Below are 16,760 nucleotides of genomic sequence, written 5' to 3'. Positions count from 1 at the left end.
ATAGCAAACAGGGTCTATTTTAATTTATATACTTTCAGAACTTTAAGGAATCTATTCTTAATTAACATATCTAGAATGTACATAAAGGATCTAAAATATCTACTAATATATTTATATTTAGTTTTAATATATATGTTATTTATCATATTATTTACTGCAACTGTATTGCTTGCACATCCTGGATACGTATCAGCTTATGGCTGAACTAAAAAAATTAAAAATTAAAAAATATAACTAGAATCCATGTGCTCATTCTAATATTTTCTTATATTTTTCTTAATGTATTCAAAAAATCTATAATCTAGATATGTAGTGTAGGAGGGTAAATGTATCGTAATCGCATTTCTGCGATTTTTTTAGATAGAGATGGTACTATTAATCTAGATTATGGATACGTCTCAACAATTGAAGCCTTTACGTTTATCGATGGTGTCATTGATGCAATGCGAAAACTAATGAGTATGGGTTTCTCTCTCATATTGATAACAAATCAATCTGGTATTGCACGCGGTATATTTAATATAAATCAATTTATGATCTTAACTAAATGGATGGAAAAATTTCTTGCAGATAGAAATGTCAAATTACATGGTATCTATTTTTGCCCTCATTATCCTTCAAGCGTAATACACTTACGACGTCAGTTATGTAACTGCCGAAAACCAAAACCAGGTATGTTCCTTTCTGCTAAAAAAGAGTTAAATATTAACATGTCAGCGTCCTATATGGTTGGTGATAAAATTGAAGATATGCAAGCAGCAAAAGCAGCAGGTGTAGGAAAAAAAATACTTGTACGTAGCGGTAGACATCTTGAATCTTCATATCAAAATAACGCTGATTGGGTATTAGATAGTCTTAAAGATTTACCGAGATATATCCAGAAATCTTAAGTTACCATTAATTTATTATTTATATTATATAATACTAAAAATCCTATCACAATAAACAAAACATTAATCTAATGTCTGCTTTTATCATTGATTCTCCAATATCTCTAACATATAATTTTAAACTTGATATTCTTCATATACTATATATGAACTAGTAGTACATTCTTCATACTACTCAGGAATATTTTTTAAAAAAATATTATATATACTCTTATATCCAAGTCGACAAAAAAAACAAACACATAATTCTATAATTATATCACCTTAGTAAAACTAGTGCGTATTTATATAAATATAATTCTTATAAAAACTGAATTGAATCTGCTTTCTAATTAAATATAATATAATCAAATATATCTCTATTGATTATAGCTGATTTACATTCTCTTAAAAATATTCTAAAATAAATTGGATAATTTTAAATAAACAACAGATTCTTTTAATTAAACAAGATCAGAAGATTAACTGCCATAATTTAAAGTGAATTAACATTGACAACAATTACTAATTATGAGTGATAAAAATCTGTTAATATTAAAAATTAATCTTGCTCACTAACAAAACGAATCAATAATAAATAAATTATCTAAAAATTAATATTTATTACGTATTATAAGTTATTATAATACATTACTAATTTTTATATCATTCATAAAAAATTAGTAATGTTAAAAACTCTCCTCATTTATAATTATTTGTCTTATTTAGATTAAAAATTTGCTTTAAATAAAAACGAATCCAGGAGACAATATAAATAAAATATAAATAACATAAAAACTAATCTGATACCAGAGAGGAGCTAAACTCAGATTAAAATACCCAATCTATCTCAATATTTAATGTATATATATCAAATCAATACCTATTTAGAAAAACTATAAATAGTATTAGATAATATTTAAATAAAGCTATTGTAATTAATATGATTTAACTATATATATCTAAAATTGATATAGATACGATTTTACTTGTTATATTTTTTTAAAACTTTCTGTAACATTAGAAAACATGAGATATCACGTTGCATGCTAGATGATAAATGAACAATATTATACACATATGTTATATACATATTCAAGATCACCTGATGAGATGATCATATAAAAATTTCTATTATTTAACTAAGCTGATTATAAATGAAAACCTTAGGATTAATTGGATGGCGAGGGATGGTAGGCTCTGTGCTCATGCAGAGAATGAAGGAAGAGGGTGATTTTGATATAGTACATCCTATTTTTTTTTCCACTTCCAAATATGGTCAAATTGCACCGATATTACATGGAAAACCAATTGGAATCTTACAAAATGCACTAGATATTAATGCATTACAGGCTCTTGATATCATCATAACTTGCCAAGGTATAGAATATACTAAATGCATATACCAGAAACTTCGTAATACAGGCTGGTCTGGTTATTGGATTGATGCGTCATCTACCTTACGAATGCAAGATGATGCAATAATAATTCTTGATCCAGTAAATTCTCCGGTTATTTATGATGGTTTAAGCAGAGGAATAAAAACTTTTGTAGGAAGTAATTGTACTGTAAGTCTGATGTTGATGTCACTAGGTGGTTTATTTACTAATAATCTGGTGGAATGGGTCTCTGTAGCGACCTATCAAGCGGCTTCTGGTAGTGGCTCACGTCATATGCGTGAGCTATTGACGCAGATGGGAATCATCCATCATCATGTTAAGAAAGACCTAAAAAACCCAGCATCTAATATTTTGGATATTGAGCGTAAGGTTAATGGAATAACAAAAAGCAGTATCCCTACAGATAGCTTTACCGTGCCATTGGCAGGTAACTTGATCCCATGGATTGATCAGCATTTGCATAACGGTCAAACGCTTGAAGAATGGAAGGGGCAAGCCGAAACAAATAAAATTTTAAAAACCACCCATACTATCCCGATAGATGGAATATGCGTAAGAATTGGCGCATTACGCTGTCATAGTCAAGCGATAACTCTAAAATTAAAAAAAAATATCCCTTTGTTAGATATTGAACAATATATACTAGAGCATAATTCATGGGTCAAGATAATACCAAATGATCGAGAGATGACTCTACGTCAATTAACACCAGTGATGGTATCAGGTACATTAGATATTCCTATTGGTCGATTACGTAAACTAAATATAGGGCCACAATATATTTCTGCTTTCACTGTTGGTGATCAGTTATTATGGGGCGCCGCTGAACCATTGCGCCGCATGCTTCGCCTGTTACTAAGCTAGCAAAATAAAAGAATTAATGTTATCATTTATCTTTTTTATTTTTATTTTTATTCAGATAATACGAAAAAACTGTGATGCTTCTATATTATAAACATAGAAAAATATTTATTTAATATTGACGATTAACTTCAATTAATTAGTACATATAGCAGATTAGGCTATCTAATTTTTATTGCATTAGACATAATAAAATCTTCCACTTAATTGTTAAAGATATTCAACGGTAAGGGTTTTAAGTAATAGATAATGCAAAAATTTACACAGAAAATACGCCAATTAAGAGAGATTTTATTAATGGTCATATAAATCTGAATCAACTGCCTAATATAATAGCATTTGTGTATCACAGAATTCTGTTCACTCTAAATTATAAAAAAATATATTTCACTATTAAATTTTATTAAATCAATTGATTTGTAAACTTCAAGATAGGCTTCATATATACTATAATCTTACTTAGATTATTTTTTATAGTATCTGAAATTATATTGAGTAAAACTATAGATATTAATAACTTTAATTATTAATTTATATATTAAAAATAAACTCAGGCCATTAATATTCATGCTTTTTACTTTATAAGGTTAACATTTTAATCTACACATCTAATCAATTTCTAAATCTACACGATTTTTTATTTTAGTTCATAACTAAATTCATAACTATTAACAGGATTAGCATGCTTGATCTTAATCTACTCCGCAAAGAACCAGATTCTATTGCTGCAAAACTATCACGACGAGGTTATATTTTAGATATAAAAAAACTACAGACATATGAGGCACAGCGGAAATCACTACAAATTTCAACAGAAACCTTACAAGCACAGCGCAATGCATATTCCAAGTCTATTGGACAAGCTAAAGAACGAGGAGAAGAAATTAAATGGTTATGCGAAGCGGTTAAATTACTCTCTGAACAAATTAATAGGCTTAAGAAAGAATTAGATTTGATATGTACTAAAATACATACTATTTTAGTATCAATGCCAAACATCCCAGATGAAGATGTACCTATTGGGCAAAATGAAAGTGATAATCAAGAAATCAACCGATGGAAAAAACCCAGAGAGTTTGATTTTAACATACGTGATCATGTTGAGTTAGGTGAGCGTGCTGCAGGATTAGATTTCAGAGCTGGGGTCAAACTAACTGGTTCTCGTTTTGTCGTAATGAAAGGTCAAATAGCACTAATGCATCGCGCACTTAGTCAGTTTATGCTCAATCTTCATACAAAAAAGCATGGATACCAAGAAGTATATGTACCATATATAGTAAATAATATCAGTTTATACAGTACTGGTCAGTTACCAAAATTTACTCAAGAACTATTCTATATAGATTCCTTAGATTCTGCATTTTCTAAGAAACATTATGCTCTGATCCCAACGGCCGAGGTATCACTGACTAACCTTATACGCGACGAAATTCTCGAGGAAGCATCTCTTCCATTAAAACTAACATCACACACACCCTGTTTCAGATCTGAATCTGGAACATACGGTCGTGATACACGAGGACTGATACGCATGCACCAATTTGATAAAGTTGAAATAGTACAAATTACTCGTCCACAGGATTCTCAAAATGCTTTAGAAGAAATAATTAAACATGCTGAAACAGTTCTACAACTTTTAGCTATACCATATCGCACTATGCTGCTATGTACTGGTGATATGAGTTTTAGCGCACAAAAAACTTATGACCTGGAAGTTTGGTTACCCGCTCAAAACAATTATCGAGAAATATCTTCTTGCTCAAATATGGGAGATTTTCAGGCTCGTCGCATGAAAGCACGCTGGCGCCAAATAGGTAGTAAAAAAACTCATTTTGTTCATACAGTAAATGGTTCTGGATTAGCCGTAGGCCGCACTCTTATAGCGGTTCTTGAAAATTATCAACAAGCTGATGGCCGTATTGCAGTTCCGGAAGTTTTAAGACCATATATGCATGGAGCATCTGTAATAGGATAAAACAAAAGATTGCATTAATACCTCATAATAATCATCATTACAAACAAAATTTTTAATACAAACCTTATTTATAAGTTCATAACTTTAATATATAAACCAAACCCGTATAATGGATAAATTCAAATCTTATTTCCTATATTTTGATGTTATTCATATTATGTCGTCATTAGTATCGCATATAATAAATTTTGATAATATTAGTCACTCACTCTATAGAAAAGATGGTCGTCTATCTTCTTAAAATTTATCGTGTTGTAAGATAAGATCATCTATTAGAGACATATTTACCTAAATTGGTATGTTATAGATAAGTATATATCTATATAATTTTATTATAAAAAATACAATACGTTAAGTATTAAAATATTATAAATAAAATAAAATTCTTATTTAATTTTACATAATTTACAATTTCTATTGTGTATCGCTATACACTGAGTTAATGATAAAATCACTAAGATCTAAACACTAGTGAGATTATCATAAAAAAATGCCTCAGTGCATCCTTCATGCATATTAAAATGATCAAATCCTTTAAGAAATATCTTAACTGGTTTTTGATTTTTTAAAAAAGTTAATCCATGTTCTTTTGGGCACACTTTTCCAATACATGTATATGATACTCCGTGAGGTCCTAGTGCAATTTCTAAACTAGCGCGATTAATCTCTGGTACAGTAAAACATAGCTCATAATCTTCTCCGCTACTCAATGCCCAGCGTAAAGCTTGTTGTGCTGAAAAGTTTTGTGTAATTACTGAAGATATTGGTAATGCATCAAGATTGAGTTGAGCGCCACAGGAACTAGCACTTAAAATATGACCTAAATCTGAAATCAAGCCATCTGATAGGTCAATAGCAGAACTAGCTACATCGCGTAACGATTTTCCCTGAGGAACTCTAGGTATAGGCCTTAAATGACGTTGAATCAGCGCTTCGCGAGACACCGCATCATGAATATTGATTTTATGTCGCAGCAATTGAAAACCAACGACACTATCACCTAGAGTACCGGTTACATATATCCAATCACCAACACATGCACCACTTCGTTTTAATGCTAGACCTTGCGGAACTGTTCCATGAATACCCAATGTTATGCTTAGCGGTCCGCGAGTTATATCCCCGCCAATAAGCTGCATTTGATAGTAATCTAAAAGATTAAATAAACTATCACTAAAAGCTTGTAACCAATGATTGTTAACTTTTGGTAAAGTTAAGGACAAAGTTAACCATGTAGGATCTGCTCCTATTGCGGCCAAATCACTAAGATTTACAGCTAAAGCTTTATAAGCAAGATCAGCCGGATGAATATCCCGTAAAAAATGCACACCTTCTACTAAAGTATCAGTGCTGATAGCTAACGTTGTTTTTTCGGATACATTCACTAACGCACAATCATCACCAATACCTTTTTCTACATCATGCCGAGAGCATGATCCACGACCAAAATAACGTGAGATCAGCTCAAATTCACCACATGCCATAGTTATATCCTAAAACTTCAATCACGATAAGTGTTATAATCCATAAAGGTTATTTACGGTTAGGCCGAATCTGCAACGCAATTTTATCTAAGACACCATTAATAAACTTATGGCTATCTTCAGAGCCAAATACTTTTGCTAGCTCTATTCCTTCATTAATTGCTACTTTATAGGGTACATCTAAACGCTCCTTTAACTCAAACAGAGCGATACGCAAGATGGCCTTTTCTATATGACCAAGATCTTCAATATCACGAAAAAGATATGGTTGCATCAATGTATCAAGATAGGCAACATACATGGAAATGCCACTCAGGATCTCTCGAAAATAACTAATATCAACATTATAAATATCTTGTTCTAATATAAAGTAGTTGACAATATCCACAATGTTATTTTTAGAAATTTGCCAAGCATACAACGCCTGTACCGCGCACTGTCGAGCGCGACGACGAGAAGAAGGATTCATGAAGGAGCCTTTATATAGAGTTATTCTTTAATGACTTTTAAGATATTAATCATTTCTAGAGCAGTAAGAGCAGCTTCAGCCCCTTTATTGCCCCTTTTTGCTCCAGCGCGACTGATCGCTTGCTCAATATTTTTCGTTGTTAAAACCCCAAAAGATACCGGGATATTGCTGTGCATGGAGATATTGGCCAAACCAGAACTCGCTTCTCCTGCTATAATCCCAAAATGAGGAGTGCTACCTTGAATTACCGCCCCTAAAGCGATAACTGCATCATATTTTTCAGTTTTTGCTAATAACTTAACAATCAATGGAAGCTCATAAGCACCAGGTACCCATATAACCGTAATATTATCATCTTTCACTTGACCAATACGTTTCAGCACATCAATAGCGCCACTTAGCAAACATTCACTAATAAAATTGTTAAAACGTGCCACAACTAGCACAATACGCGCACATGGAGCAGTAGTAGTAGCTTCAATCAGATTCATAATCTTTCTTCCAAGTTATATGATGTACTAACAGGAAAAATGATAGCACATTTATACAAAAACCGCTTTATTTTACGTATATATAATATTAGATGGCTGTAAAGTAAGTCTGACATCTGGACCTATGGATACAATATCAGTAAAGCTTAAAACAAAAACATCATTCAATGTTTCTATACCTGATATCTGACATAATCCGCGACCAGTATCTCCTATTAATTTAGGCGCAAAATAAATAATTAATTCATCCACTGCTTTCGCTTTCAATAAAGCACCAGAAAACCGTGATCCGGCTTCTACTAAAATAGAATTAATTTCTTTTTGTCCAAAAAAAACTAACATAGAGACTAAATCAAGATAACCATTATAATAAGGTATGTTAAATTGCTTTACATTATCTGGCCATTGCTTTTTATCACATACATGTCTCATTAACCAAGTTTCACCAGGCTGATTAATTACTTTATGCGCTGGAGTGATACGATTTTGGCTATCTATGATGATACGTATAGGCTGCCTTAAAAGATCTTCTGGATACATCTCCTGAATAGCATTATCTAACTGATTATAACGCACAGTTAAAGATGGATTATCTGCGAGTATAGTTTCGCTAGTACTGAGAATAGCGGAACTTTGTGCTCGTAGTCTTTGTACGTCTCTTCTTGCCTCTGCAGAAGTAATCCACTGACTTTCTCCATTAGGCATAGCCGTTCTTCCATCTAAAGAAGAACCTATCTTTAACTGTATCCAAGGAAAACCACTACGCATGCGCTTTAGAAAACCGCGATTCAGTGCTTCTGACGCAGACATCATTAACCCGTGGTTAACTTCAATTCCTGCGTTCTTTAAGCACTCCACCCCGCGACCAGACACTTGGGGATTGGGGTCTTTCATAGCTATAAAAACATATCTCACCCCAGCAGCAATCAGTGCGTCACAACACGGCGGTGTTCGCCCATAATAACTGCATGGCTCTAATGTAATATAAGCAGTAGATCCTCTTGATTTTTCACCTGCCATGCGTAATGCACAAATTTCTGCATGTAATTCTCCAGCTCTTAGATGGTAACCCTCGCCTACAATATGACCATCACGAACCAATACGCATCCAACGTTAGGATTAGGAGAAGTAGTAAACCGACCGCGATAGGCCAGTTCTAGCGCACGAGCCATATAAGATTTATTACTCATTCGATACATCCTGCAAACTAACATTGAATTACTGGCGAGATATGAGCTGGTTAATATAAGAATTGTCTTTAATAAATGGTTAATATTACTTATTCTTTAAGTAAACTTTTCTTGCATAAATAAATACCAAAAACTATCTCAGTAAAATAAAGGCTAGTTAATTTTTAATAGAATTAAAAAATTTAATCACCTTCGACAATAAATAAAGCTGATGCGTTTCTAGTGTTTATCTCTATTAATTTAAATAATTTTTATCTTCTATATCACTACAACTTTTTTTAGAATAATTTCATGTTAATATAATAAAAATCACTGCTTATCAAGCATGATAGATTTTATTTTGAAAGCTATCTGTTAGTATCTTGAATGTATTGAGTAAATAAGATATTATTACAAAATAATTTTATATATTTAAAGGTTTATTAAACACTACTAAATACTATCTAAATATTATTACTTTGAAATGATTATATCGCTCATATAAAAAACTAAAAAAAATATATAAACATTTCAACTAAAAACTAAAATAGTCTATCTTGCAAATACATTAAATTTATATTTATATTAAATATAAAGAATATAAAATATTATAAGACAAAACTATCATCCATACTTTAATCAACGGACAAGTATAACCAATAGTGACTACTGATAAAATCATAATAATTGCATAACATAGCAAAAAATTCAATATTATGTATTTCTTCTTAGATTAAAAAATATTTGTTCTATTTTTAAAAAAATAAACAAAACAATTTTATTTAATATAAAGTAGATATAAAGATGTTCAACTCTCAATTAATAGTTGTATTATATTTTATATAACCTATTGTTTTTGTATAATTGTAATAAAATTTATTAAAATAATGATTCTATTAATAATAGGAAAAATTTTAAAATAAATAAAACATCTATTCATTACAGAAATATTCTTATATTTTTATATAATATCTCTAGACTATCAATAGATATTCTATATAATATTTTATTATATTTTTTTAATTAATTTTTAATATATTATGCATGTATTAGATATTCTTAAAACTAAACACAATTTAAATACTAAGGATAAGTATAACAATATGCTGTATACATGCGTACAGATCGTTTAAAATAAAAATAATTATTTAATTCATGCGCGTTACAATGATAATCAACCGATTATATTTATATGTTATCTAAAAATATATTATATGAACAATAAAATATTAAAAAAATCATAATGTATTATAGAAACATCTACATTATTCATACAATGAAAATTGTCATTGATAAAGTCATGATAAAATCAATTTTTTATAAAAATTCTATGAAAAATTATATACCTATTATATATAATAAAGAAAATTTTTACATTCTGCTAGCAAAATTTAAAAAAATACTGCGCTATATTCATGCCTAATATATAAACTCGAAAGTATTCTCTTAGCATCTGCCTCCTTAATCCCATAATAGTTGCTGTAAAAGTTTGCCATCATTATACTATTATAGATAGAATTCAGAGTAAAATACTCATAATATTTTTATATTATCTTATAAAACTCTTTATACCATTTTACGAATCGACGCACACCCTCTTGTATTGCGGTATATGGTTGGTATCCAATTATTTTAACTAAGTCACTAATATCAGCACCAGTGGAAATCATATCGCCAGGCTGTACGGGTAACATATTTTTTTTTGCTACCATTCCCAATGCGTCTTCTAATGCTTTAACGTAAGTCATTAATGCACATGGACGGCTATTACCAATATTAAAAAGTTGATACGCTGCTGAGCTACTAGAAATATTACCCCCTTCTGCTGTCCAATCTAAATTAACCGCAGGAATAATATCATGCAAAACCATAATAGCTTGAACTATATCATCAATATAAGTGAAATCACGCTGCATTTTACCATAATTATATATATTAATAGACTTGCCAGATAAAATAGCTTCTGTAAATTTAAATAATGCCATATCTTGACGACCCCAAGGTCCGTATACAGTAAAAAAACGCAAACCAGTAGTTGGAATTCCATATAAATGAGAATAGGTATGAGACATTAACTCATTAGCTTTTTTAGTAGCGGCATAGATTGAAACTGGATGCGTCGTATCATCATTTATAGAAAATGGCATCTTACGATTTAAACCATATACCGAGCTAGAAGACGCATACAAAAAATGCTCTATGTTACTTTGACGACAACATTCTAAAATATTTAAATGACCAATAAGATTCGCGTTAGCATAAGAAAGAGGATTTTTCAAAGAATAGCGCACTCCAGTCTTGGCAGCTAAATGTATGACACGCTGCACAGCATTAGATTGAAATACATTGGACATTTCTGTATAATCAGCAATATCCACTTTATGAAAAGAAAAAGCTATATAATCAGTGTGCATCTTTAGACGGGCTACTTTTAATTTTATATCTTGATGAGCATTGTTTAAATTATCTAACCCAATCACCTCATGACCAGCTTTAAGAAGACTCTGTGTCACATGAAAACCAATAAATCCCGCCACACCAGTAACTAAAAACTTCATATCATTCTCCTAAATGTAAATTTAAAATAATACTCTCATAGTTATGATATACTCATAACTATTCTGATTGCTCTCTTATAAATAAAATGAAATACATCATACAATAACTACCTCCATTACTATTTAATGCTTAAAGATCGCAAACGCTTTATAAAAAATTTTTTAAAGTTTAAAAAATAGATGTTTAAGTAATAAGATAGCTCTTATATCAATTATTTATCTATAGCGAAACGCTCAATAGTTATTCGTATATCTTGAGGTATTAAGTTCGAGAGGATTGTGTAGATATTCTTAAGGTGTTTATCCTGCGGATACTGAAGATCGTTAGACTCTTGCATATAACCTTGGTGACGTATCGTAAAGATTAAAGTATTTAATATTGTCTTATCAAAAAATTCTAAAGCATGAGCTCCATATAAAACAGATACACGCTGTGCTATAAAGCAACTTTTGTCTGAGATCATTTTTCGAGTGACCGTCGGATTAGCCATTAAGATTGCAAAAATAATAGCATAACGCTGTAGTGCTTCTTGCGCACCTGTCGCTAGAAGTTGCAGTATATAAACCAAATCTTCTTTTACAGAAATGTAGTTTTTTTCTTTTTTTAATAGTCCTTGACGCTCCATTTCGGATACTAATGCATCTAGCAATCCAGGCAATTCATCCCGTGACCAATGCAAAAATAACTCACTTTCAAGGATCGGATAAACCATGCTAACTTGATAATATAACTCACTACAATCTATTTTACGGTTCTTGATCAAGATAGAAGAGATTAATGCTGGTATGATGAACATATGATGAATGTTATTACGATAATAGAGTAAAAATTTTACCTTATTTTTTGGTAAGATAATAATGTCATCACTTGTATTTTGTTTTACCTCAAAATGATTCATACTTAATGCATGTTCTAAAAGTTTTTCAGCAGTTATTCTAGGCACCATCGCATCAGAGGAATACGGTACGTTGCGTAAAAGCTGCAAATAACAATTAAGGTGCTGAGTAAGCTGGTAACGTGGCAAAGAATATTGATCTGAACCTATTAAAGCCATTACACAAAGGTTAACAGCATTTATTGCCGCAGCATTGTTAATTCTTATCATTATATTTTTTGCAATATCATGTACAGCGGCAGTTAACCAGACTGGATGCTGCGTTTTAATTGGGTCAATAGATTTTCGCCATTCTGGTATTCGCGTATCTAGATACTTCATTAAAGAAAGTGGTTCTCCAAAGTTAACGTAACTTTGACCAAAATTACGTAAATTTTTTAGTCCACGTAATATAGAAAACAATCCTTCTTTTTCTTTAATAGCTCCAGCTAATTCATTTGAATAAGATTCAACTTCTATCACATGTTCATAACCAATATAAATAGGTATTATAGTAATCACACGTTGATTTTCACGTAACATTGCTTGTAAAGTCATTAAGAGAATACCCGTTTTTGGAGGTCTCAGGTATCCGGTGCGTGAACGTCCACCTTCAATAAAATATTCTACTGGGTAACCGTTAGAAAACAATTCACTTACGTATTCACGAACAACTGTAGAATATAGTTTATTACCATTAAAAGTTCTACGAATAAAAAAAGCACCTAAATAACGAAATATCTTTCCAATAGGCCAAAAATTTAAGTTAATACCAGCAGCAATATAAGGCAAAGTCAGCCCTTTATGATAAAGGATATATGAGATTAACAAATAATCCATATGACTTCTATGACAAGGCAAATATACAATTGCATGCCCTTTATAAGCTATATCTAGTATCCGCCGACCTCCTCTGACATTGATATTTTGATAAAGTTTACCTAAACTCCACCGCATAATGCGATCTGTAAAATAGATTGCTATATAAGAAAAATTCGCAGAAATCTCTTGGATTAATGTAATAGTATTTTTTTGTGCTTGCTGATGAGAAATACGTTTACTACTTGCCTCTTCTAAAATTGCTTTTTTGATCACTTTAGACTGCAACAATGTGCCCAATAAGTTATTACGTGTTGATATTTGTGAACCAGTTGCTACACGACGTTGCCGGATAAAATGTATGCGCGCTGCACGAATCAGTTTTGTAAAAATTTTCTTATTAGATCCATACTGAGCCTGTATATCACGTATTGATATAATCGATGAAAAATATATACAACCGTCACGTCCAAAACAACATACCTTCAATAATTTATTAATTTTACTAAACCACTTGTAATTTGTTATTTTGTTTTTACCATAACGATTTTTACTAATGGGCCATCTAAAAACTATTGATACAAGAACAATGTGCATATTTAGCTTAGAATTACGCTGATGTGATGCTAGTATAAAATTAAGTGATTCTACTAATTGTAGATTATACATAATTGCAGAACGAAAATTTGCGCTATCCTGAAGAAATACGTAACGGGGTAATAGATTACCAGCAATTTTTATAGGTAATAATGGGTCAGATAAACCTATTTTTTGACAACAATTTTGCAATGTAATTAAGTCAGTTTGTGATTTATCAGGAAGGATGTATATAATATTACTCTCTCTATCAGCATTCACGATAGATTGTAAATTATCTGAAATAACTCGATTGTGAACAAATATTTTAATAAGTATCTTCAATAAAAAATTATCTATTATACCACCAATAAACATAGATCCAACCAAAACGCTTTAAGCGAGTAAGTGCAATACTATACAGCTAATATTTTTATATTAATACTTTTATACCAGATCTAATCAATAGACTCTGAGATAATTGAATTATCTTTCATATTATTTCATTTGATGTATAATATTATAGTTAATGTACTTGTGTATATGCTATATCAATATAGGATCTTAATGCGATAATTATCTCTTTTAGGGCAAAACAAGTCGCTAATGCTCCTAGCATAGGATGAAAAGAATAAAAAAAATTAATAAAAATCTATAGCAGTATACTGTTACTTGAGAAGAATATATAAACCTCTTACTCATAATACAAACTATAAAATACTACAAAATTTTACTACTAATTAAGCAAAAATAATAGTGAAAACTATATTCTTGTATATGAATACTTCTTTTCAATAAATACTAATACTATTTTGATCTTGGTATTATGTCGAAATTTTATTTTAGATGACAGCGATGATGTGCACTGTGGTGAAATGCATTGAAAATACACAACAAAATCAACGTATTATACAAATATTGTATCTATAATGTGTGATATATATCAAAAATATTATAGAAAAATTTACTAAAACTTAAAGATATATTATTTTTCATTGGAATTGTAATTATATTCCCTAACGCGGGATATGCTAAACATTATTCATTGTAAATACTACCATAATTCATCTATGATGATATTTCTGTCGATTTTTAAATATCTTAAAAATATTAGAAAATCCTCTTAATGATATTATTTTACTAAGTTTTTTCTTCTCTTAAACATTTAAACCACGATAATATACATATTATTCAATCGATAGTTTAAAAAATACTGATTAGTATTTTACTCATCTTCAGGTTATCATTATTGGAATAAAGCGATAACTATGCAAGTTTATTATGTATTTCATTATATATTTCTATCTTCTTATAAACGCTTTATTTACTTAGATTTCATACGTAAAATTATATATATAATATATAAAACATAAAATATAAAAATATACAATCATTTTAAGCATTGCATTAAAAGTTAAATACCAATTACATAATAAGCTTAATACTCATATAAATAATCTAGTGTTATAAAATGTAAATCAATATGTACATAAAATAGATCAAGCAATAGTAATGAAATATGATCAGATAAAATAAAATAAAAAATTTGTGATATACTTTTGATTTAACTCCTTTATAGCTCAATGTAAGATACAATATATTCAATATATCTAAGTTCTATTTTAGACTAAATAAGAATATATAAGCTATATGTTCTCACTGTATCAACCTCACTAAATTAGTAAATATCCTTTCTCAATATCATTTCAAAGAATTAAATTTGTTAAATATTAGACATAGTAAAAAAATCAATTAAATAACTACGCGCTTTATTAGGCAATAAATAATAAAAAAAAAGAATAAAAAAATAAAATATTTATTAAAATCATTTCATTATAAAAATCAACTACTCGCTATAAAATATTTTATTTATTATCAAAGTTAAAGACAGGCATTTAATTTTATGTAATACATTTTATGTTATAAATAAACATAAAATACATATAAAAGATTAATATTATATTTATAACCAGGAATGATAGTATGTTCACTAAACTCAAAATCATTAATATTTATATTAATATTATACTATATATTATTTTAATATAAAAATATAAAAATATTATAAAATGCAATTTTTATTAAAACGCTCTTATTAAATAGACTCTGTTAAAATTTATATTATTATTACCATAATAATATTATAGATATTTTTTGACCTATGGTTCTATTTATGGTTCTACCTATGATTCTATATATAATATATATATGCAGTAATTATTATCTTTTATAAAAAATTTATTTATTGAGAATATTTAGCAAGCTAAATATATTTTAGCTTGATATATAAATAGAATATTTGTAAAATAATCTGGTGCGCTGATGTTTTTTTAAAAAAGTACACTTATTCATTTAAAAGTGGTAAAACTAAACTCAGGGTTTATAAATTTTATAATACATTACAATATCTAAACTAGATTTAGCTTAATAATCTTATATTGCATATCAACTATAAGATATAATTTTTGAAAAACTACTACTAAAAATCGTATTTGTATATATTGTGAAAATTTTATAACAATAGTTTTAATAAAATTATATCTCTAAAAACCTTTTATAATTTTTAAGATAAAATCTTATAAAAATCCCCAGATGGAGTAACACGAAATCGATTACGACAAAATAACAACAATGGATCATCTAATGTACTATCACTATAACCACTTTCAAGTTTTAAAGGTTGACCGATTCTCTTAGTTAATTGTGCTACTTTTTCACGCCCCACACATCGTCTTGATAACACTCTCCCTCCATAAGCCCTGATCATCTGACTAGCGATTAATCGAATATGTGGAAAAAAATCAACATTACAATATATTCGCTCTACTAATGCTTGCGGTGATCCAGTAATTAGCCAAACGTCAGTGTCTTGAGAGCTAATATATTCAGAAACTCGTTGATGTATTTTTAAAAATGGTGTTTGTCTCTGCAAAAACCAATTAGTGAACTCTGCTTCCTGTTGTAATAGTAAAGACTCACTACGTCCGACAGTTATTGACCACAAAAGCAAACTAATTGGCCAGCACGAAGCACGACCATTCATTATTAGCCCTAAACAAATTAATGGCAATACTACTAAAAGTGGGAGAATATTTAACAAGTTCCGACGTAGCAACCAACATATAAAAGAACGAAAAATATCCTCTTGATGCAATGTACCATCAAGATCAAAAAATATTATACGTCGTCTATGATAGGTTATCACACACTTTA

Annotated in this window: 10 protein-coding genes; 3 read left to right on the top strand and 7 right to left on the bottom strand. The window is 29.7% G+C overall.

Translation table 11 applies throughout. The features are described 5' to 3' along the window. Positions 1 to 326: 326 nt before the first annotated feature. The 3 genes from gmhB (at position 327) to serS (ending at position 5,105) form a co-directional block, all read left to right on the top strand. Positions 327 to 890, top strand: coding sequence for a D-glycero-beta-D-manno-heptose 1,7-bisphosphate 7-phosphatase (gene gmhB / locus ERCISPPA3004_RS00910; protein WP_157990263.1), 564 nt, complete (start codon positions 327 to 329; stop codon positions 888 to 890). Positions 891 to 2,026: 1,136 nt separating this feature from the next. Further along, positions 2,027 to 3,133 carry an aspartate-semialdehyde dehydrogenase gene (gene asd, locus ERCISPPA3004_RS00905; protein ID WP_157990262.1) on the top strand — a complete coding sequence of 369 codons (1,107 nt, stop codon included), beginning with the start codon at positions 2,027 to 2,029 and terminating at the stop codon, positions 3,131 to 3,133. A gap of 679 nt (positions 3,134 to 3,812) precedes the next feature. Further along, positions 3,813 to 5,105: a serine--tRNA ligase gene (gene serS, locus ERCISPPA3004_RS00900; protein WP_157990261.1), complete on the top strand. Its 1,293-nt coding sequence runs from the start codon at positions 3,813 to 3,815 to the stop codon at positions 5,103 to 5,105. A gap of 461 nt (positions 5,106 to 5,566) precedes the next feature. Here serS and thiL read toward each other — a convergent pair whose 3' ends face one another. The 7 genes from thiL to yfhb all read right to left on the bottom strand — a co-directional run bounded on the left by thiL (position 5,567) and on the right by yfhb (position 16,749). After that, complete coding sequence (gene thiL / locus ERCISPPA3004_RS00895; RefSeq protein ID WP_157990260.1) at positions 5,567 to 6,589, bottom strand: thiamine-phosphate kinase; 1,023 nt, start codon at positions 6,587 to 6,589, stop codon at positions 5,567 to 5,569. 49 nt (positions 6,590 to 6,638) lie between these two features. Further along, complete coding sequence (nusB, locus tag ERCISPPA3004_RS00890; protein WP_157990259.1) at positions 6,639 to 7,058, bottom strand: transcription antitermination factor NusB; 420 nt, start codon at positions 7,056 to 7,058, stop codon at positions 6,639 to 6,641. A gap of 20 nt (positions 7,059 to 7,078) precedes the next feature. After that, positions 7,079 to 7,549 carry a 6,7-dimethyl-8-ribityllumazine synthase gene (gene ribH / locus ERCISPPA3004_RS00885; RefSeq protein WP_157990258.1) on the bottom strand — a complete coding sequence of 157 codons (471 nt, stop codon included), beginning with the start codon at positions 7,547 to 7,549 and terminating at the stop codon, positions 7,079 to 7,081. A gap of 72 nt (positions 7,550 to 7,621) precedes the next feature. Then, positions 7,622 to 8,740, bottom strand: coding sequence for a bifunctional diaminohydroxyphosphoribosylaminopyrimidine deaminase/5-amino-6-(5-phosphoribosylamino)uracil reductase RibD (gene ribD, locus ERCISPPA3004_RS00880; protein WP_157990257.1), 1,119 nt, complete (start codon positions 8,738 to 8,740; stop codon positions 7,622 to 7,624). Positions 8,741 to 10,263: 1,523 nt separating this feature from the next. Then, positions 10,264 to 11,277 (bottom strand): NAD-dependent epimerase/dehydratase family protein, encoded by a 1,014-nt coding sequence (locus tag ERCISPPA3004_RS00875; RefSeq protein WP_157990256.1) that lies wholly within the window; start codon positions 11,275 to 11,277, stop codon positions 10,264 to 10,266. A gap of 212 nt (positions 11,278 to 11,489) precedes the next feature. Continuing rightward, entirely contained in the window at positions 11,490 to 13,925 is a 2,436-nt protein-coding gene (gene plsB, locus ERCISPPA3004_RS00870) for a glycerol-3-phosphate 1-O-acyltransferase PlsB (RefSeq protein WP_157990255.1), read from the bottom strand. A gap of 2,185 nt (positions 13,926 to 16,110) precedes the next feature. Continuing rightward, a complete protein-coding gene (gene yfhb, locus ERCISPPA3004_RS00865; protein WP_157990669.1) occupies positions 16,111 to 16,749 on the bottom strand; it encodes a phosphatidylglycerophosphatase C in 639 nt (212 codons plus the stop codon). Positions 16,750 to 16,760: the final 11 nt, after the last annotated feature.

Source organism: Candidatus Erwinia haradaeae, from assembly GCF_900698995.1.
GTDB lineage: Bacteria > Pseudomonadota > Gammaproteobacteria > Enterobacterales > Enterobacteriaceae > Erwinia_E > Erwinia_E haradaeae_C.
This window is presented reverse-complemented; position numbering and strand designations above follow the sequence as displayed.